Below are 18,373 nucleotides of genomic sequence, written 5' to 3' on the forward strand. Positions count from 1 at the left end.
CGAGGTGCCGTGGAGCGACAAACCCACCTGAATGTCGCAGGCGATGAACTGCGGCGAACGTGGTCGACCACGACCGTTCGCACCTCAGCTCGCCGGCCAGTCGCTCCATTTACTCCCTTATTGGACTATTTCTAGTGGATGTGGCCGAAATAGCCGTAATTGTTGTAGTAGCCGCCCCAGCGGTTGCCCGGGTGGACGTGGTAGCCCGAGCCATCGAAATTCCTGTGAAGGTAGGGTCCGCCGCCCCAGGGATAGGTGGGGTCATAGGGGTCGTGGGAGATACGGCCGCCGTTCAGGAGCACGGATGCGGCCGTGGTTTCCTGGGTTACGACGCTTGCGCCGGCGGGCTGGGCGGACATCGTCAGGGCGACGATGAGACTGGAAGCCACCAATGTTCCGGCGGCGAGAACGTGCTTCACCATGAAAATCACTCCGTGTCTGATGGTTGATCCCTGCGTGCTGCCTGGACTTACAGGGCACCGTCTCGGTTTCCAGGAAATATGCCGAATCGGCGTCCTCACTAAAGACGCTAGTTGAGGGACATATGGGCGGTCTCCCCAGAGAGAACAAAGGCTTGGTCCGGGATCATTACGGAGCAAGAAAGCCGGAATTTACGCCACGGCAGAGATCATGAGCCCGGATGGGCGTCCGGATCCGTGTCACCTCCGCACTTCTTCTCCGGCATACACGGGCGGTGAATTCACCACTCCGGAGTGATGGAAGCACGGGCGGCCAGAGCCACGGTGGCGGCGGATCCGGGATGTTCCGCCCGCTCCTTCGCCGTCCGGTTAAGACCCGATGAGACGGCGGACCGCTCTGTCGCCAACGCGTTTCCACCGATTGGTAGGACAAATTTGCCGATAAATGGCCTGTTTGTCTGGTCCGACCGATGCCTAGTGTGGCGGGTATGACAACGACCGACTCGGCGCCGACGACGCCTCCGGAACAGCGCCCACCGTTCGTCCCGGAGCCCGCGGAGGCGATGGCGACGATCTCGAACGCCGGCGCGGGTGCCGCACCGCGGCAGTACTGACGTTCACCACCACACGCGACGAGAGAGTTCTTGCCATGCGCATATTCCTGGCCGGGGCCACCGGGGTCATCGGCAGGCGGATCGTGCCGCTGCTGATCGAGCAGGGTCACCAGGTCACCGGCCTGGTACGGCAAGCCGCGGGTGCGGCGGCACTACACGCCCAGGGTGCGGACGCGGCGCCGGCCGATGTCTACGATGTCGACGCGCTCGCCCGGGCCATCCAGAGTGCCGCGCCCGAGGTCGTCATACATCAGCTGACCGATCTGAGCGACGGCAACGGCGAGTCCAACGCGGTGATGCGGAAGACGGGCACCCGCAACCTGACCAATGCCGCACTGGCCGCGGGCGTCAGCCGCATCGTGGCGCAGAGCATCGCGTGGGCCTACGAGGGCGGGGATGATCCCGCCACCGAGCAGACACCGCTGGACCTGGGCGCGAGCATGCCCAGGCTGACGGCCGTACGGGGTGTGGCCGCGCTGGAGGGTGCCGTGCGAGAGGCTCCGGAGTGGGTGGTGCTGCGTTACGGGCTGCTTTACGGCCCCGGCACCTGGTACACGCGCGGCGGGCTGGCCGCCGGCAGGGCCCAGGCGCGTGAGCTGGTCGCGGACGCCGATGTCAGCAGCTTCGTACACGTCGACGACGCCGCCGCGGCCGCGGTGGCGGCTCTGGCATGGCCCTCGGGCGCGGTGAATGTCTGCGACGACGAGCCGGCCGCGGGATACGAGTGGGTTCCGGCGTTCTGTCAGTCGGTGGGAGCGGCGGCACCGCGACGCACCACCGACGCGGTCCGTCACGAGTGGGCACGGGGCGCGGACAATCACCACGCGCGCAAGCACCTGGGCTGGACTCCGCGCCACCCGTCCTGGCGGGAGGGATTCACCGCGTCGTGACGGGGTGCCAACGGCGGCACCCATCGGCACTCATCGGTGCGGCCGGGGCGGGAGGGATTCACCGCGTCATGACGGGTGGCGCGGAGTCCAGCCCATCGGCGCAGCCGGCGCGGGTCCGCCTCCCACCGGGGTTGTCCGCGGGCCGAAGCCCGGTGAGATCAGGACCGGCGGAACCAGGTCAGGGGAGCGTGACGAACTTGCCGAGGAAACGCCGCGCCGAAGGGGTGTCCAGGCGGTAGTCGATGTTGGTCGACTTGCAGGTGTCGTCGTCTCCACTGATCGTCGTGGCCACGAGCAGGTCCGAGGTGGAGTCTCCCAGGAAGTTCGGGCCGCCCGAGTCTCCGTAGCAGGTGCTGCCGTCGCCCTTGGAGTGGTCCACCGACAGCTGGAGCCACGAGCGGGTGAGCTTCTCGAAGGAGATGGACGTCCGGCTACGCGTGTCGTTGTAGTTGAACTCCTTGCCGTGCGTCCCCTTGATCGGGCCCACTGCGCCGTACCCGACGGGGGTGAACTCCGAGGTCTTCAGGCTGCTGTCGGCCTTGAGATTGTCGAGCATGCCCTCGGTGGGCAGGGTGGCGGGCTTGATGTCCGGGATGGCCGTGCTGAAGACGACGACCGCCATGTCGTAGAGCTCGTTCTTCTCCTTGAACCGCGAGTCGGGCACGTAACGACCGGTGTAGACCTTGTCCCCATGCTTGTAGTGGCTGGAGAACGTGACCCTGGCGGTCTTCTCCCCCGGGTCACCGCAGTGAGCGGCGGTCAGGAAGACGGTCGGCGAGATCAGCGTGCCGGTGCAGTAGGACCATGTGCCGTCGGGGTTCGGCTTGTGGCCGAGAATGGCCCCCACCTCCGGATGCGCGACGTCGTCAGCGGAGCCGTTGGTGATGGCCAAGGCGGGAGAGGCCATACCGGCGATCAGTACAGCGAAAATCGGGACAAAGGGAGCAAAACGCATGAAAGGACTTTAAGCACATAGGGCCTCTATATGACACAGTGCAGGGAAAAGATCTACTTCCGGAGCCGTCCGGCACCTGCCGAAACCTGACCCCGTTCTGTCCCGTCAGTCCCATCCCTTTTCGCCGGTCCCATCTTTGAAAAGAATGGGACCGGCCTCGTCGTCCCCTGGACGATCTCCTGGCCGACCGGCTGGGTCCGGGCCCGCCGGGTCGGCCTCAACCGCGCTCATCGCCCGTTCTACAGGTGGGGCAGCACTTCGGCGGCGATCAGTTCCAGGTGATCGAGATCGTCCATGTCGATCAGCCGCAGGTGCACCCGGGTGGTGCCGATCGCGGCGAACTCGCCGATCCGCTCGACCAGCTGTGCGGGCGAACCGATCACCGGGTCCTCCGGAGGCAGCGCGCTCGGCACGTGCAGCGGAGCGGCCCGGCGCCGGGCTTCGGCGTCATCGCGTCCGATCGCCACGACGATGCCCGCGGAGAGCGTCAGCGGGGCGCGGCCGGCGTCGGCCCGGCCCGTCCGCTCGCCGGCCTCGATGACCCGCTCGTACGCCTCGGCGGTCTCCGCCACGCTCTTGAACGGCATGTTGAACTCGTCCGCGTAGCGGGCGGCCAGCTCGGGGGTGCGCTTCGGCCCGCGACCACCGACGATGATCGGCGGACCGGGCACCTGTACCGGCTTGGGCAGGGCGGGCGCGTCGACCAGCCGGTAGTGGTCGCCGTGGTAGTTGAACAGGGAGCCCACCGGGGTCGCCCAGAGCCCGCCGATGATGGCGAGCTGCTCCTCCAGGCGGTCGAAGCGTTCGCCGAGCCCGGGGAACGGGATGCCGTACGAGGTGTGCTCCCGCTCGTACCAGCCCGCGCCGACGCCCAGCTCGATCCGGCCGCCGCTCATCTGGTCCACCTGCGCGACGATCATCGCCAGCGGGCCGGGGAGCCGGAAGGTCGCCGAGGTGACCAGCGTGCCGAGCCGGATCCGGGAGGTCTCCCTGGCCAGGCCCGCCAGGGTCACCCAGGCGTCCGTCGGGCCCGGCAGGCCGCTGTCGGGGCCCATTGACTGATAGTGGTCCGCGCGCAGGAAGCCCTCGAACCCGCCGTCCTCCGCCAGCCGGGCCATCCGCAGCTGGTCGTCGTAGGTGGCGCCGCGATGGGGCTCGGTGAAGACACACACACGCATGCTTGTCATCCTCTTTCCCCGGCCGGCGCCGGAGCGTCTCGCTCCATCAGCAGTTCGTGCAGGTCGGCACTGCACCGGGCGACCTGTTCCAGATGCGCGTTACGGCCCAGGCTGCGTGGTCGCGGGATGTCGATGTCGACCACCTTGCGGATCCGGCCCGGTCGCGGGCTGAGCACCACCACCCGGTCGGCCAGCAGCACCGCCTCGTCGATGGAGTGGGTGACGAAGACGATGGTGGCCGAGCTCTCCATGTGGACGCGCTGCAGCTCCACCGACAGCTCCTCGCGGGTGAGCGCGTCGAGTGCGGAGAACGGCTCGTCCATCAGCATCACCCGGGGATCGCCGATCAGCGATCGGCAGAGCGAGACCCGCTGCTGCATGCCGCCGGAGAGCTCGTGCGGCAGGCGCTTCTCGAAGCCGCCCAGCCCGACCATGTCCAGCAGTTCCTGGGCGCGGGCGCTGTACGCGGCCCGCCGCCAGCCGAAGATCTCCACCGGCAGCAGCACGTTGTCGAGCACCGACCGCCAGGGCAGCAGCGCGGGCCGCTGGAACAGCATCGCGATGTCGCGGCGGGCCTTGGTGATCCGCTCGCCCGCGACGGTGATCTCGCCTTCGGTGACGGGAAGCAGGCCGGCGATGAGGCGCAGGAGGGTGGACTTCCCGCATCCCGATCGGCCGACGACCGCGACGAACTCACCCTCCGCCACATCCAGGTCGATGCCGCGTAGCGCCTCCACCGTGCCGGAGCGTCCGGTGAAGGTACGGGAGACACCGGCGAGTCGGATCATGCGGGCAGGCTCCCCATCCAGCGACGGTGATTCCACATCTCACCAAGATTATCTGGATCGCCCGGCGAAAGGCAGTCCTCAGATATGAAATGCCGGTTTTATTCTATTTCACATATATGAATACCGTTTTGTGCATGATTCACCCCATAAAGCGACTCGCGCGCCCAGGGCGGTTTCCTCGTACGCTGTCCGCGAGGTTCCTCACCCACGGCTTCGGCCCTGGGCCGTCCCGCTCCAACTCCCCCGGCCGGCCGAAAACCCGCCGGCCGAAAGGAAACGGTGTTCATGAGAAGGCTCACTCATACGATTGCCGTCGCGACCCTGGCCGCCATGTTCGCCACCGTGGCCGGTTGTGGCGGAGAGGACAGTCCGGATAAAGCTGGTAGTTCTTCCGCTAAAGCCCTGGAAAAAGTGACCTATTTGACGTCATTTGGGAACTTTGGGCGAGACTCGTACGCGTGGGTCGCGAAAGAGAAGGGTTTCTTCGCGGACGCCGGGTTCGAGGTGGACATCAAGCCCGGAGGCGGCACCGGCGACAACATCACGAAGGTCGAGGCCGGCGCGGCGATGTTCACCCCGCTCGATCTCACCGGTGTTCTACTGGCCCGGGGGAACGGCGGCGCCAAGGGCGTCACGGTGGTGGCCGGCATCCAGCAGAACACCATGGCCGCGATCATCAGCCTTGAGGGCAACAAGATCACCACCCCGAAGGACCTGGAGGGCAAGACGCTCGCCGACAGCCCCGGTTCGGTGGTGCGCAACCTGTTTCCCACGTACGCGAAGCTGGCCGGCGTCGACGCGACGAAGGTCAAGTGGGTCAACGGCCTGCCGGCGAACCTGATCGGCCTGCTGGCGGGCGGGACGGTGGCCGGCATCGGCCAGTTCGTCGTGGGGCAGCCGACCGTGGAGTCGGTCGCCAAGGACAAGAAGGCCGTGGTGCTGCCGTACAGCGACGTGATGGACGACCTCTACGGCAACGTGCTGGTCACCTCGACAAAGATCGCCAAAGAGAACCCGGAGATGGTCAAGCGCTTCACCGCGGCGCTGATCAAGGGGCTCGTGTACAGCATCGACAACCCCAAGGAGTCGGGGGAGATCCTGCAGAAGAACGTCCCGGCCGCGACGGCCGCGCCGGCCGCGGCCGAGTGCGAGCTGATGGCCGCGTTCGTCCGGCCCGCGGATTCGGGCGCCGCGGCCGGCACGATCGACCCCGAACGGGTCGCCCGCAGCATCGGGATCCTGCAGGACGCCGGTGCGATCCCGGCCGGCCTGACCCCGGATCAGCTCATCGACTCCAGCCTGGTGCCGGCGTCCTGACCGTTCCGTCATCGAACGGGCGCACCCGCCGGTCTCACCGGCGGGTGCGCCCCTGGTGCCGCCGCCGGTCGATGAGCCGACCGGACGAGCCGCCGGTCGATGGGCCAGACCGAATGAACCACCCGTGATGGGCCGGACCGGATGAGCCGCCGATGGATGGGCCGGGCCGGATGAGGAGAAAGAACCGTGACATGGTCGAGGTGAGCGAGGCCCGCCCCCCGGTGCGCGCCAAGGGATCCCGGGAGCGCGGCCCCGGTGGCGGGGCGGCGACCACGGCGCTGTGGCCGATCCTCGGGCTGGTGGTGGCGATCACCGGTTGGTGGCTCGTCACCTCGGCGTTCAACCTTGTCCATCCGGCGGTGCTGCCGCCGCCGCAGGAGGTGCTGACCGCGTTCGACGCGAGGTCGGCGGAGTTGCTCGAGGGGTTGGGCGCCACCACGCTGGAGACCGTGGTCGGCTTCCTGCTCTCCGCGGTCGCGGGGGTTCTGATCGGGCTCGCGCTGGCCGCCTCGCGGGCGATCGAGCGGATGTTCTCGCCGCTGCTGGTGGCGATCAACGCGGTGCCGAAGATCGCGTTCGGGCCGCTCCTGGTCGTCTCCCTCGGCTGGGGGCAGCGGCCGATCCTGACCATGGTGTTCCTGCTCAGCTTCTTCCCGATCGTGCTCTCCACGGTGACCGGGCTGACCACCACCCCCGCCGACCTCGCCGAGCTGGCCAGGTCCCTGGACGCGTCGCGCTGGCAGGCGTTCCGCAAGGTACGGTTGCCGGCCGCGCTGCCGCAGATCTTCGTCGGTTTGAAGATCGCCATGCCGCTGGCCGCGATCGGCGCGGTGATCGGCGAGTTCCAGGCCGGTGAGGGGGGCCTGGGCTACCAGATCGTGCAGTACAGCGGGGTCGCCGACAGCGCCACCGCCTGGGCCGCGATCATCCTGGTCGGGGTGATGAGCATCGTTCTCTACTTCGCCCTGGTGCTGGTGGAACGGCTCGCCTTGCCATGGGTACGCGACACCACCTCGGCCCGGTGAGAGCGGGCCGCCCCGGCCCGGTGAGGTGACCGGACCTCGGTCCGGTGAGAGCCGATCGCCTCGGCCCGGTCGAGGCCGAGCCGTGTCGCACGCTCAGGCGCGCACTCCGTACCCCGTGAGCTCTCGCACCGTCGCACGCTCAGGCGCGTACCCCGTACCCCGCGAGCTCTCGCACCGTCGCACGGGCGCCTATCGTGTGCAGCGCGTCGAGCGCGTGCAGGTACGGCTCGACGAACCGCCTGTCGTCGGCGAGGTCGCCGAAGAGGTCCCGGTTCTCGATGAAGGCCGTGGGGCGCTCACGCTGCGTCCTCGCGGCGGCCGTGAGCCGGTCCCTCAACCGGTCGACGACCTCGATCGGCTCACCGGATTCGTCGGTCCCTTCGGCGTAGCGCGCCCAGCTGGCCACCACTGCGGCCGCGCGGGCCACCTCCCCGCCCCGGGCCAGCTGCTCTCGCACAACGGGAAGCAGCCATTTCGGGATCCGGTCCGACGACTCGGCGCACAGCCTCGCCAGCGTGTCCCGCATCTCGGGGTTGGAGAACCGTTCGATGAGGGTCCGCTTGTAGACGTCCAGGTCGATGCCCGGCACCGGCCGGAGCGTCGGTGTGGCCTCGACGTTCATGTAGTCGAGAAGGAACTTCGCGATCGCGGGGTCGGTGGCCGCCTCGTGGGCGTACCGGTATCCGCTGAGGTAGCCGAAGTAGCAGAGCGCCTGGTGGCCGGCGTTCAGCAGGCGCAGCTTCATCAACTCGTACGGCTCCACGTCCGCGACGACCCGGACCCCGGCCTCTTCCCAGGGGGGCCTCCCAGCGGGGAAACGCTCCTCGAGCACCCACTGGGCGAACGGCTCGCAGACCACCGGCCAGGCGTCCTCGACGCCGAACCGCAGAGCCGTGGCCTCGCGGTCCTGGCCGGTGGTGACGGGAGTGATGCGATCGACCATCGAGCTGGGGAACGCGACGGTGTCCTCGATCCAGGCGGCGAGATCGGGGTCGGCGAGCCGGGCGAACGCCGTGAAGGAGCGCCGTGCGACCTCCCCGTTCTCCTGGATGTTGTCGCACGACATGACGGTGAACGGCGTGATCCCCCGGGCCCGCCGACGGCGCAGAGCCTCGGTGACGAGCCCGAACACCGTGGCCGGGATCGCGCCGGGCTCCAGGTCCGCGCGGATCGCGGGGGCCTCCGCGTCGAACTCCCCGGTGACCGGATGGATGTTGTAGCCGCCCTCGGTGACCGTGAGCGACACGATCCGCACCGCCGGGTCGGCCATCTTCTCGATGACCGCCTCCGGATCGTCGGGGGCGAAGAGGTATTCGATGATCGATCCGATGACGCGGGCCTCCCGTGCTCCGCAGGGATGCTTCACCACGAGCGTGTAGAGGCCGTCCTGCGCGGTCAGCGCGTCCCGCATCCGCGCGTCTCCGGGGAGGACCCCGACGCCGCAGATGGCCCAGTCGTGCGCCTTGCCCTCGTTCATCAGCCGATCGAGATACATCGCCTGATGGGCGCGGTGGAACCCGCCCACCCCGAAGTGAACGATGCCTGCCGTGAGCCCCGACCGGTCATAGGAAGGAATCGCCACCTCCCCGGGAAAGGTTCCGACCGTCTCCTGCGTCAGTGCGGTCACCGCCATCAATCCCCTCGTCAGCGCCCCCTACCTCGTCTTTACGCTCATCCGGGCCAACTCCGACAGCTCCGAAATTTAAATTGTCGGTATAGGGAGAGGGCGGCAAGGAACGCTCCGGCCTCCGAGGGGGAATTGTGGTGACAAAGGTGGTGCGGGAGCCCCGGACTGCCCTCTACCTGCGCACTCGCGAAATCTCGGCGATCTCCCCGTCGTTTTGAGCCGGCTTCTCATGAACGTGCCGATCCGACGGGCCACCGGGGGGTGCGCGCCTCGGTCGGATTGTCCGTGCTCCGGGAGCCGGATACCGCCCAGCCCCATGAGGCCCCCTTAGCGGTGCCGCAGAGCTGGCGCTAATCTGGCGCGGACTGAGTTTGTGGGCTGACCCCCGCTCCTTCATGCAAGTGGGTTCCGTCCGGTTTACCGTCCGGCCGGAACCGATGAAAGGAACCACATGAGATCTCGCAGTATCGGTGGTGCCGCCCTCGCGGCCGCACTGTGCGTCGTGGTGAGCGCCCCACTGGCTCCCTCCGCCCTGGCCATTTCCGCCAATCCCGGTCATCAGCACTCTTCGGCGGGTGCGGCCAACATCGGCGACCCGTACTTCCCCGACCAGGGCAACGGGGGCTTCGACGTGCGGCACTACGACGTCGCGTTCACCTATGACCCGGCCACCAAGCGCATGGACGCCACCACGACGATCACTGCGACCGCGACTCAGGACCTGGACCGGTTCAACCTCGACTTCCGGGGCCCGGAGATCACTTCCCTGAAGGTGGACAGGCGCCGGGCCGAGTTCAAGCGTGACGGCCAGGAGCTCGTCGTGACGCCACGCGAGAAGCTCAGGGACCGGAAGTCCTTCACCGTGGTCGTGAAGTACGCGGGGACTCCGCCGGTCATCACGGACCCGGACGGCTCCATCGAGGGCTGGGTGCCGACCGATGACGGCGTGTTCGTGCCGGGCGAGCCGCAGGGCGCTCCCGCGTGGATCCCGGCCAACGACCACCCGACGGACAAGGCGACGTTCACCTTCCACGCGACCGTGCCGGAGGGCATCACCGCGGTCGGCAACGGCCAGCTGCTGTCGCAGAGGACCAGGAACGGCCAGACGACGTTCGTGTGGGACTCGACCGAGCCCATGGCGACCTATCTCGCCACGGTGACCATCGGCAAATTCCAGGTCGCCAAGTCAAGGACGCCGGGCGGGATCCCCGTCTACACCGCGGTCGACCCGGCGCTGGCGAGCGCGTCGGCGGCCAGCGTCGCCAAGATCCCGGACATCATCGAGTACTTCTCCTCGATCTTCGGGCGGTACCCCTTCGCCTCGGCAGGGGCGATCATCGACCGCGCGCCGGATGTCGGCTACGCCCTCGAGAGCCAGACCAAGCCGATCTTCTCCAGCGCCCCGAGCCTCAACACGATGGCGCACGAGATCGCACACCAGTGGTACGGCGACAGCGTGTCGGTCAAGCGGTGGTCCGACATCTGGCTCAACGAGGGTTTCGCGACCTACGCCCAGTGGCTGTGGACCGAGCACAGCGGAGGGGCCACGACGCAGCAGACGTTCGACAGCACGAGCAACTACGGGCGCGCCGCGACCTCGGCGTTCTGGCAGACCGTCACGGCCGACCCCGGCACCTCCGACATGTTCGGCAACGTGCCGTACAACCGCGGCGCGATGACGCTGCACGCGCTGCGCGGCAAGATCGGCGACACCGCCTTCTTCCAGCTGCTCAAGAAGTGGGCCACCGCGAACCGATACGGCAACGCGAGCACCGCCGATTTCATCCGTCAGGCGGAGAAGACCTCGGGCAAGGACCTGAAGACCTTCTTCGACGTGTGGCTCTACCAGAAGGGCAAGCCCACCACCTGGTAATTTCGCCCTCCCGGTGATCTCCCGCCGATGGCGGCGGGCTCATCGCCGACCGGCCGACAAGCCTTCCACCTGGAGGCTTCGCCCTTACCAGCCGCATCCGACGGCAGCCGATGGCCGTGCGAACCCGTTCGCACGGCCATCGGCCGTCACGGCTCCTGGAGCGGCGCTCCCCACCCGAGGTGGGTCAGGCAGGGTTCGACGTCACGGGCGCGATGCGGCTGTTGTGCAGGTGCTCGTAGATGACGGACGTGCGGACATCGGCTATCTCGGCGCGTTCGGTGAGTTTGTCGATGACAAACGCGTAGAGGCTGTCGTTGTCGGGCACCGCGACGTGGATGATGAAGTCTTCGGTGCCGGTGGTGACGAACACGCCCAGGGTGTCGGGCAGCCGGCTGACCCAGTTACGGAACGCCTCGATGTTGCGCCTGGACGGCGGCCGGATCCGTACGGCGATCAGGGCCTGGACCGGCCGGCCGATCGCGGCCAGATCGACGTCGAGCAGGGCGCCCCGGATGACACCCCGCTCGCGTAGCGCGCGGGTGCGGTCCAGTGCGGTGGTCGGCGAGACACCGACCGCGGCGGCGATGTCGCGGTTGGTCCGCCGCGCATCTATCTGCAGTTCTCGCAGAATCGCCGTATCAAGTTCATCCAAATCCGCCATGTGGCCATGGTAGCCGTACTTAATACGGATGCTTTGCTTCGATCTCGAATATCCGCCTACCATTCCAGCGAGATGGTGGATATCAGCAGCTACGGAGGGAGCAGGTCGGTGAGTGACAACCAAGCGGCCCCGGCGGTCGGATACGCCCCGGAGGAGATCCAGACGGGAGAGTCGACCCGGGCGGCGAAACTGAAGTGGGTGGTCGTCGTCGACGAGACGCTGCCCGCGGGACGCGGTGTGAATGCCGCGGTCTGCGTCGCCTCGGCCACCGCGGTGGCCGTTCCCGGGCTGCTCGGCCCGGACGCGAAGGACGCCGAGGGCGCCGCTCACCCGGGCCTGCCCTGGGCGGGATGCTCGATCCTGGCCGCCTCGGCCGAGCAACTGACGGCGATCCGGGCCAGGGCCGCCGAGGCCGGCGACGTGTTCGTCGCGGACATGCCGAGCCTCGCGCAGAGCACCCGCGTCTACGACGAATACCTCGACCAGATGGCCGCGTCCGGCCCGGACGAGATCGCCTACTACGCCTTGAGCCTCGTCGGCCCCCGGAACAGGATCGACAAGATGGTCCGCAAGCTCTCGCTGCTGCCGTGACCGGACGCGCCCGCACGGCGTCCGCTGAGGCCCGGTGAGCTCTCAGACACATTCGGCTGGTGGGGTGCCGATGGTCGTCGAGAAGCACCTGTCGCCGCGGGGACGGCCATGCCCGGCTCAGTGCGGGGCCGGCAGTCCCGCGGCGGCGGCGTCGAACAGCGCCGACGGGGTCGGTTGGGGCCGGCGGGACGGAGCCCTCAGCCGGTTACGGCAAAGTTTTTGTTGATCGGTCTGGGAGCGGGCGCCGGCGCCAGCCCCCTGTGGCCGTGGCCGTGGCCATGGCAGTGGACGCGCCTGTGGCAGTTTCCGCGGTCGTGTCCATGCCCCCGGCCGTGCCAGTACTCACGACCATGCCCGTGCTCGCGACCGTTGCCGCTGGCGTTGTTGTTGTTATTGCTGTTGTTGGTGCCGTGACCGGGCGCGGTCGGTGTGGGCATCGGCGTGACCGTCGGAGTCACCGTCGCTGTCGGGCTGACCGTCGGACTCACCGTCACCGTCGGACTCACGGTCGGACTGACCGTCACCGTCGGACTCACCGTCACCGTTGGACTGACGGTCACCGTCGGACTCACCGTCACGGTCGGACTCACCGTCACCGTCGGACTCACCGTCACGGTCGGACTCACCGTCACCGTGGGGCTCACGGTCACGGTCGGACTCACCGTCACCGTTGGACTCACGGTCACGGTCGGGCTCACCGTTACCGTCGGGCTGACCGTAGGGCTCACCGTCACCGTTGGACTGACGGTCGGGCTGACCGTCACCGTCGGACTCACCGTCGGCGCCGCGCAGTTGGCCCTGGTGATTGTGTTGGTGTCGAGGCTGACCTGACCGTTGCGGGCCAGCGCTCGGCCGTCAATGGTGGCGCCGGTTGTCACCGAGATCGACGTCAGGGCAAGGATGTTGCCCACGAAGGTGGAGTTCGTGCCCAGCGTCGCGGAACTGCCCACCTGCCAGAAGACGTTGCACGCCTGCGCGCCGCCGATGAGGTTGACGTTGCTGGCCGATCCGGTGATGAGCGTGGAGGCGATCTGGAAGATGAAGACGGCGTTGGGGTCGCCCTGGGCGTCCAGGGTGAGCGTGCCGGTCAGCCCAAGCGAGGACGTGGACTTGTATACGCCGGAAACGAGTGTCTGGCCGACGAGGTCACCTGCCACGCTGGTGGCCGGGGTCCGTCCGGCGGCGTCGTTGTACGCGGTGGTCAGGTCGGACTGCGCTTGAAGCGCGACGGCGTCGGCGACGTGCTGTGCCCCGATGACGGTGCCGGGAGGGAAACCGGTCACCGCGCTTCCCGGGCTCACTCCCAGATCCCCGATGATGGTGCTGGGACCGGTGTTGGTAACCGTGGTCCCGGCCAGAACCGCGAAGCCGCCGGCGGTTCCGAGACCCACCTGCGGTTCTGCGGCGCTCGCACTCAACTGCGTGGCGATGAGCACAGCCACGGCGGGGACGATCGCGAACCCCACCGCCAGCCGGGAGAATGCGGGCGACCTACGGGAGACACGGCTGAAGATGGCTTTCATTGAGCGGATCTTTCTCCTATGGAAGGGCCCTGGAGTCGCCCGGCTGTCACGTCGGCAGAGGGTGAAAACGTCCGGTCGCGTGAGTCACCGACCAATCGCGGGTGCCCCCGTGGAGCGATCAGCGGTTCGTGAAGCCCGAGAGCTCTACCCCGTGAATCCGCATGCTACGTGGAGATATCAACAATTGCGGACACGAACCGCTTAAACTGCAAATAAAGATCGATCAATTCTTGAGTTCATGTCCTGAAATCACCCAATAAAAGAATTCTCCTTTATCCCGCGGATATGCTGCCGAATGACCGGATCCGGCTCACCCCGGCGCGAAAGGCCGCGGTCAGGCGGTGATCATGACGGGGCTGCCCAAGGGCACCCGGGACAGCACGCTCAGCGCGTCGGCGGGAACTCGCACACATCCGTGGCTGACCCCGCGCCCGAACACGGTCTCGTCCGACCAGCCGTGCAGGGCGATCGTGCCGGGCCCGCCGCCGAAGGTGTCAAAGCTGTCCGAATGCGTGCCCAGCGGAAGGATCAGCGGGCTGTAGGTCGGGCGGGTGGGAGCTCGGGAGGCGAGCAGGAACGTCCGTCCCGTCGGCGTGGCCGTGGACGGGGCGCCCACGGCCACCGCCCACGATCCCAGCCTGCGGCCGGCGTCGAACACGGTGAGCCTGTGGGCAGAAAGATCGACCCGCACCCGGTAGGCGCTGTAGGCGTTCCGCAGCCCTCCACCGCCGACGTAGATCCATCCCGTCGACCGGTTCGGCCGGCTCGGCAGCAGAACCCGCGCCCACCCCGGCTGCTTCTGCACCACCGGAACCCACGTCGGGCTTCCCAGCTCCGTGGTGGGCAGCACCGCCACCGGCGGCCCACCCGGATGGGCATACACCACCTGCGGCGCCGTGGGATGTGACACGACCCCGTCCATGGGCTCGAACGGTTCCGGGTCCTGCGGCGCCTCCCGCAATCTTGCGAAGGTCGTGGCGAGCGGCAGTCGAGCCGCCTGTGCCGCCGACACCGCGACCGGCGTGACCGGCGTGACCGGCCTCGGCGAGACGGACGGCGCCCCGGCATCCGGTGGCACGTCCGTCCCGCAGGCGGCGGCCAGGGTCACGACGGCCAGCGTCGTGCACCACACGATCGCCTCTGCCGACCGGAGAGTCGCATGACCGGGCCTGCCGAACCGAAAGCGACCGGGCACCGAGAACCTCCAGAAAAGCCAGTGAATGCGACATCTTCCGCATTCGACCTTTGGGCCCGAAAGAGATTACGGCGCCGCGGCCATACCGGGCGGCCGACACCATACGAGGTACCAGAACCCCCGATTCGGAAGAACCATACACATATAGCACCGCAGAACAGCGTGAATGAATCTTCCTCGCCCTCGGCGGCTGCAAAGTTTTTCCGAGTCCTCGGTCGGCGGCGATTTTCCCGGAATTCCATGACATGGAGTAATACAGAAGGGATGGTGACGGAAATATCTCCGCCACCATCCCTTTTCGCTTACCTCAGTGCTTTTCTCCCATCACCGTCACCGGGAGTAGGCCTCCAGCTCGTAGAGGGAGTAGCCGTACGACGTCGCGCGCGTGACGCCCTGCATGCGGACGTAGCGGGCGCTGACCGGGCTGAACGTCACGTTGTCCACGCCGCCGTTTCCGGTGGTGGTGGAGTAGACGGTGGTCCAGGTGGAGCCGTTGGCCGACGTCTGGATCGAGTACGCCGACCCGTAGGCCGACTCCCAGCGCAGCACCGCCCGGGCCACGGTTTTCGCGGATCCGAGATCGACCTGGAGATACTGGTTGTCGTTCCACCCGCTCCCCCAGCGGGTCGTCGGGTCGCCGTCGACGGCCGCGCTCGCCGGGTAGAAGAGCTGGGATTCGGACGCCTTCACCGTTCCCCCGCTCGCCAGGTTGGCGATCGGGTCACCGCGGTGAGCGGGGAACGACACGACCTGCTGGTAGGTCGGCCGGTTCTGCCAGGAGATCAGCGACTGCTTGATCCCGCCGAGCGGCGACTGCCGGATGGAGTCGGCGCACCACTGGTCGCCCGCCGAGCACGCGTCGTCCGCCGGATAGGTCGTCGCCGCGGGTTCCGCGAGCGCCGCCGACAGGCTGTTCAGCAGGACCGTACGGCAGCCCGCCACCGTGCCGTCCCCGCAGTACTTGCTGGGCAGCGGACCGGTGACCGGGTCGCCGAGCACGGACCGGACGTCCTTGCTCACGTAGCCCCACCAGCCGTACTGGAACGACGAGCCCTTGTGCGTCTGGGCCTCGTTCGCGGAGGTGGGCAGGCTGGAGAGGTCACCCTGCTGATGGCCCGAGGGCGACTCGTTGATCTGCAGGGCGTTGACCAGCGACTGGTACAGGCCGGCGCCCAGGCCGGGCTTGAACTGCGCGTTGACGAGCTTCGGCCACCACGCGTCGAACGCGCGGATCGCGTCGGCGTTCGTGTAGGCCTTGCTGCCCTGCGAGGTTTCGAGCCTCCTGGCTCCCGACGCCGCCCAGGCGGACAGCTTGGAGACCGCCGAGGCGAGTGCCGGGTCGGTCACGGTCGCGCTGTTGATCACTCGGAGCAGGTCGGGCAGGACCTTCTTGCCGCGCAGGTCGGTCGTGGCGGCCTCGGCCATGATTTTCACGGTGCCGGCCCGGTCGAGCTTGCCGGATCCGGACAGGGCCGCCTTGACCGGGGCGTCCAGCAGGTCGGCCCGGTGAACCGGCCCGAAGCTGAAGTTGCCGTCCGCGGCGCCGTAGTCCTTGGCCTGCTTGTTGTTCCAGCTGACGAGGTAGTCCTGGTCGGCCGTCTGCGGGTGGGTGGCGGAAGCCTTGTACGTCGCGGTGTTGGTGGACGGGTCGAAGCCCGCCCACTCGTGGGCCGCGTCGGCCGGCATCGGGAGGTTCGGGTCGGAGACCGCGGACCTGACCGGGTCGTTGCCCGACATGAAGTACGCCGCGTCGGAGGAGTTCACGTAGAACCAGTTGAACGCGAAGCCGATGTTGGAGGCGGAGTTCGCGAACGCCGCCGCGTCACCCATCTGGTCCGTCTCGTTGAACATCTGGAACCCGATCGCCGAGTCGGCCTCGTGCTGGTACGTCGACCGCAGGGTGGCGAAGGCGGTGGGCTGCCCGCCGACGGTGCCGCGCCAGCTCACCAGCCCGTACTTCGTCCGCTCCACCACCAGGTCGTACGAACCCGCGGCGGTGGCGTCGGCGACGCTGGGCTTCCACGCGTTGGTCTTCTTCAGCGTCTCCATCGCCGTGCAGACGCCGTGGTAGAGGTAGTACTTCGACTCCTTGGTCACCGCGCCGCCGCCCGGCTCGCAGAGCTGGAGGGCGTAGGTGTCGGTGATGTCCTGGCCGCTGGAGGTCGCGCTCCAGGCGTAGTCCGCGCCCCGGCCGAGCAGCACGTAGAAGTTGAGCCCGGAGAACGCCGCGCCGCGTGCCTGGATGCCGGGCCCGGAGATCTCCTGCAGCATGAGCAGCTGGGGGGCGAAGTAGCCCGTCTGCGGGCCGAACACCGCGATCGGATGCCCGGACGCCGACTTGGCCGCCGACACCACCACGGCATTGGACATGCCGGGCTTGGAGTTGTCGACGAGCATCCCTTCGAGCACGCCCTTCGCGGCAGGGGTCGCGGCCGTGGCCGAGGCGGTGGCCGATCCGGTCTCGTTCTCGGTGATGTCCACGGGCGCCGTCCCCGGGTCGGGCAGTACGGCCCCGGTGGCGCCGGGCGCGTTGCCTGAGGGGAAGCTCTGGCCGTTGTGCAGGGTGAGTGTGGCCTCCGGGTCGTTCTGCGCCCGGAACGCCGACCAGACCTGGTCACCGGCCGCCGTGCCGTACTTGGCCCGGGCCGCGACCCGCACCAGCGCGGACTGCATCTCCGCGCCGCCGCCTCCGCCGAACAGCCCGCCGATCACTCCGGAGATCGCGATCAGGTCGGTCATGGTGAAGTCCTGGGGCCCGCCCGCGTTGGTGATCGCGTCCATGTGCCCGGTCAGGACGTACTCGCCGGGGCAGTCGCGGTTCGCCATGCAGCGGTCGATGTAGGCGTTGATCCCGCTCACGTAGTCCTGCACGTCGGCGTAGAGCTGCGCGCCTCGGGCGCTGGAATCCCTGAGCCTGTTGATCTGTCCCTGGAGGTCCGCCTCGGTGTAGGGGGAGTTCCGCCAGGCGCTCTGCTCCAGCGCGCGGTTGCCCGGTGCGCCACCGGCGAACGGCGTCAGCTCACCGCGGCCGACGTGCCGCATCAGGTCCATCACCCACAGGCGGTCCTGCGCGCCCGCGTATCCGGCGCCGAACATCGTGCCCTGCCTGGTCGTCCCGGTGATGTGCGGGACGCCGGTCGCCTTGTCTCGGACGATCTTCACGTCCGGTCGGGGGCTGGTCGTGCTCTCCACCTGCCCCGCCGGAACGCCGAACGAGCCGTCGTTGAAGAAGGTGGTGATCTGGTCGTCGGTCAGCCCGGTGTAGCCGGAGATGAGGTTGGCGTACTTGCCGAGCTGGTCGTTGCTGTGTCGCGGCATCGTGCCGAACCCCTGGTTGCCGAGGATCTCGACCAGGGTCGCGTTGCCGTTCTCGCCGGGTGGCAGGATGTCCGCGCATTCGCCGAGGCAGTAGTCGGCGGGGGTGAAGACCGCTGCGGATGCGGGCACGACGAGGGAAGCCAGCGTGAGGATCGCAGCCGCGGAGGCAGCAGTGATCTTCCGCCGGAGACGTGCGGGCATGTGAGAACCCCCAAAACATGAGGCGTGCTCGGATGTTGGGAGGAACATACTGCCGGGCCAACGGCGGATCAATGGCCGATGTGATAATCACCCACGCGGATCATGACTACCGGTAATCACCGGCGGTCGATCGGGCATCGTTCGACGAGCCGAAGGACGGCGGACGAGCCCGTCGCGGGGTCGGCGCCGCCTGGGGAC

The 18,373-nt window shown here is 68.1% G+C and carries 15 protein-coding genes; 6 read left to right on the plus strand and 9 right to left on the minus strand.

Annotated elements, in window-relative coordinates:
- Positions 1-131 precede the first annotated feature (131 nt).
- Positions 132-422: a hypothetical protein gene (locus tag DKM19_RS42620; RefSeq protein ID WP_110704116.1), complete on the minus strand. Its 291-nt coding sequence runs from the start codon at positions 420-422 to the stop codon at positions 132-134.
- Positions 423-907: 485 nt separating this feature from the next.
- Between DKM19_RS42620 and DKM19_RS52665 the strand changes: the two genes are divergently transcribed.
- Entirely contained in the window at positions 908-1,033 is a 126-nt protein-coding gene (locus DKM19_RS52665) for a hypothetical protein (RefSeq protein WP_255415471.1), read from the plus strand.
- A gap of 35 nt (positions 1,034-1,068) precedes the next feature.
- Positions 1,069-1,923, plus strand: coding sequence for an NAD(P)-dependent oxidoreductase (locus tag DKM19_RS42625; RefSeq protein ID WP_110704117.1), 855 nt, complete (start codon positions 1,069-1,071; stop codon positions 1,921-1,923).
- A 178-nt stretch (positions 1,924-2,101) separates the two neighbouring features.
- Here DKM19_RS42625 and DKM19_RS42630 read toward each other — a convergent pair whose 3' ends face one another.
- The 3 genes from DKM19_RS42630 to DKM19_RS42640 all read right to left on the minus strand — a co-directional run bounded on the left by DKM19_RS42630 (position 2,102) and on the right by DKM19_RS42640 (position 4,844).
- The gene (locus DKM19_RS42630; RefSeq protein ID WP_110704119.1) at positions 2,102-2,878 is read right to left on the minus strand and encodes a trypsin-like serine protease; all 777 of its coding nucleotides are present in this window, start codon (positions 2,876-2,878) and stop codon (positions 2,102-2,104) included.
- Positions 2,879-3,117: 239 nt separating this feature from the next.
- Positions 3,118-4,056, minus strand: coding sequence for an LLM class F420-dependent oxidoreductase (locus tag DKM19_RS42635; protein WP_110704121.1), 939 nt, complete (start codon positions 4,054-4,056; stop codon positions 3,118-3,120).
- 5 nt (positions 4,057-4,061) lie between these two features.
- Positions 4,062-4,844, minus strand: a complete 783-nt coding sequence (locus DKM19_RS42640) for an ABC transporter ATP-binding protein (RefSeq protein ID WP_089207536.1) — start codon at positions 4,842-4,844, stop codon at positions 4,062-4,064.
- 420 nt (positions 4,845-5,264) lie between these two features.
- Between DKM19_RS42640 and DKM19_RS42645 the strand changes: the two genes are divergently transcribed.
- Both DKM19_RS42645 and DKM19_RS42650 read left to right on the plus strand, forming a co-directional pair.
- Positions 5,265-6,161, plus strand: coding sequence for an ABC transporter substrate-binding protein (locus DKM19_RS42645; protein ID WP_204358471.1), 897 nt, complete (start codon positions 5,265-5,267; stop codon positions 6,159-6,161).
- A 170-nt stretch (positions 6,162-6,331) separates the two neighbouring features.
- Positions 6,332-7,186, plus strand: a complete 855-nt coding sequence (locus tag DKM19_RS42650) for an ABC transporter permease (RefSeq protein ID WP_204358472.1) — start codon at positions 6,332-6,334, stop codon at positions 7,184-7,186.
- 139 nt (positions 7,187-7,325) lie between these two features.
- On the opposite strand, the gene DKM19_RS42655 is transcribed toward DKM19_RS42650, so the two are convergent.
- Positions 7,326-8,819 carry a mannitol dehydrogenase family protein gene (locus tag DKM19_RS42655; protein WP_110704127.1) on the minus strand — a complete coding sequence of 498 codons (1,494 nt, stop codon included), beginning with the start codon at positions 8,817-8,819 and terminating at the stop codon, positions 7,326-7,328.
- Between the two features lie 445 nt (positions 8,820-9,264).
- Here DKM19_RS42655 and DKM19_RS42660 point away from each other — a divergent pair, with 445 nt between their 5' ends.
- Entirely contained in the window at positions 9,265-10,686 is a 1,422-nt protein-coding gene (locus DKM19_RS42660) for a M1 family metallopeptidase (RefSeq protein WP_110704129.1), read from the plus strand.
- 184 nt (positions 10,687-10,870) lie between these two features.
- Here DKM19_RS42660 and DKM19_RS42665 read toward each other — a convergent pair whose 3' ends face one another.
- Positions 10,871-11,347 (minus strand): Lrp/AsnC family transcriptional regulator, encoded by a 477-nt coding sequence (locus DKM19_RS42665; RefSeq protein ID WP_204358473.1) that lies wholly within the window; start codon positions 11,345-11,347, stop codon positions 10,871-10,873.
- 108 nt (positions 11,348-11,455) lie between these two features.
- On the opposite strand from DKM19_RS42665, the gene DKM19_RS42670 reads away from it, so the two are divergent.
- A complete protein-coding gene (locus tag DKM19_RS42670) occupies positions 11,456-11,938 on the plus strand; it encodes a DUF2000 domain-containing protein (RefSeq protein WP_204358474.1) in 483 nt (160 codons plus the stop codon).
- 197 nt (positions 11,939-12,135) lie between these two features.
- Here DKM19_RS42670 and DKM19_RS42675 read toward each other — a convergent pair whose 3' ends face one another.
- The 3 genes from DKM19_RS42675 to DKM19_RS42685 all read right to left on the minus strand — a co-directional run bounded on the left by DKM19_RS42675 (position 12,136) and on the right by DKM19_RS42685 (position 18,175).
- On the minus strand, positions 12,136-13,461 hold the full coding sequence (locus tag DKM19_RS42675) for an ice-binding family protein (protein ID WP_110704133.1): 1,326 nt from the start codon (positions 13,459-13,461) through the stop codon (positions 12,136-12,138).
- A gap of 334 nt (positions 13,462-13,795) precedes the next feature.
- A complete protein-coding gene (locus tag DKM19_RS42680; protein WP_239513895.1) occupies positions 13,796-14,593 on the minus strand; it encodes a L,D-transpeptidase in 798 nt (265 codons plus the stop codon).
- A 393-nt stretch (positions 14,594-14,986) separates the two neighbouring features.
- Entirely contained in the window at positions 14,987-18,175 is a 3,189-nt protein-coding gene (locus DKM19_RS42685; RefSeq protein ID WP_110704135.1) for a penicillin acylase family protein, read from the minus strand.
- Between the last annotated feature and the right edge of the window lie 198 nt (positions 18,176-18,373).

The organism is Streptosporangium sp. 'caverna', from assembly GCF_003203775.1.
Lineage (GTDB): Bacteria > Actinomycetota > Actinomycetes > Streptosporangiales > Streptosporangiaceae > Streptosporangium > Streptosporangium subroseum.

Bases quoted from the DNA above. Each gene is read 5' to 3' on its own strand.
- DKM19_RS42675 (WP_110704133.1), bottom strand. From the start codon at position 13,461: ATGAAAGCCATCTTCAGCCGTGTCTCCCGTAGGTCGCCCGCATTCTCC.
- DKM19_RS42630 (WP_110704119.1), bottom strand. From the start codon at position 2,878: ATGCGTTTTGCTCCCTTTGTCCCGATTTTCGCTGTACTGATCGCCGGT.
- DKM19_RS42625 (WP_110704117.1), top strand. From the start codon at position 1,069: ATGCGCATATTCCTGGCCGGGGCCACCGGGGTCATCGGCAGGCGGATC.
- DKM19_RS42620 (WP_110704116.1), bottom strand. From the start codon at position 422: ATGGTGAAGCACGTTCTCGCCGCCGGAACATTGGTGGCTTCCAGTCTC.
- DKM19_RS42655 (WP_110704127.1), bottom strand. From the start codon at position 8,819: ATGGCGGTGACCGCACTGACGCAGGAGACGGTCGGAACCTTTCCCGGG.
- DKM19_RS42635 (WP_110704121.1), bottom strand. From the start codon at position 4,056: ATGCGTGTGTGTGTCTTCACCGAGCCCCATCGCGGCGCCACCTACGAC.
- DKM19_RS42650 (WP_204358472.1), top strand. From the start codon at position 6,332: ATGAGGAGAAAGAACCGTGACATGGTCGAGGTGAGCGAGGCCCGCCCC.
- DKM19_RS42660 (WP_110704129.1), top strand. From the start codon at position 9,265: ATGAGATCTCGCAGTATCGGTGGTGCCGCCCTCGCGGCCGCACTGTGC.
- DKM19_RS52665 (WP_255415471.1), top strand. From the start codon at position 908: ATGACAACGACCGACTCGGCGCCGACGACGCCTCCGGAACAGCGCCCA.
- DKM19_RS42685 (WP_110704135.1), bottom strand. From the start codon at position 18,175: ATGCCCGCACGTCTCCGGCGGAAGATCACTGCTGCCTCCGCGGCTGCG.
- DKM19_RS42665 (WP_204358473.1), bottom strand. From the start codon at position 11,347: ATGGCGGATTTGGATGAACTTGATACGGCGATTCTGCGAGAACTGCAG.
- DKM19_RS42640 (WP_089207536.1), bottom strand. From the start codon at position 4,844: ATGATCCGACTCGCCGGTGTCTCCCGTACCTTCACCGGACGCTCCGGC.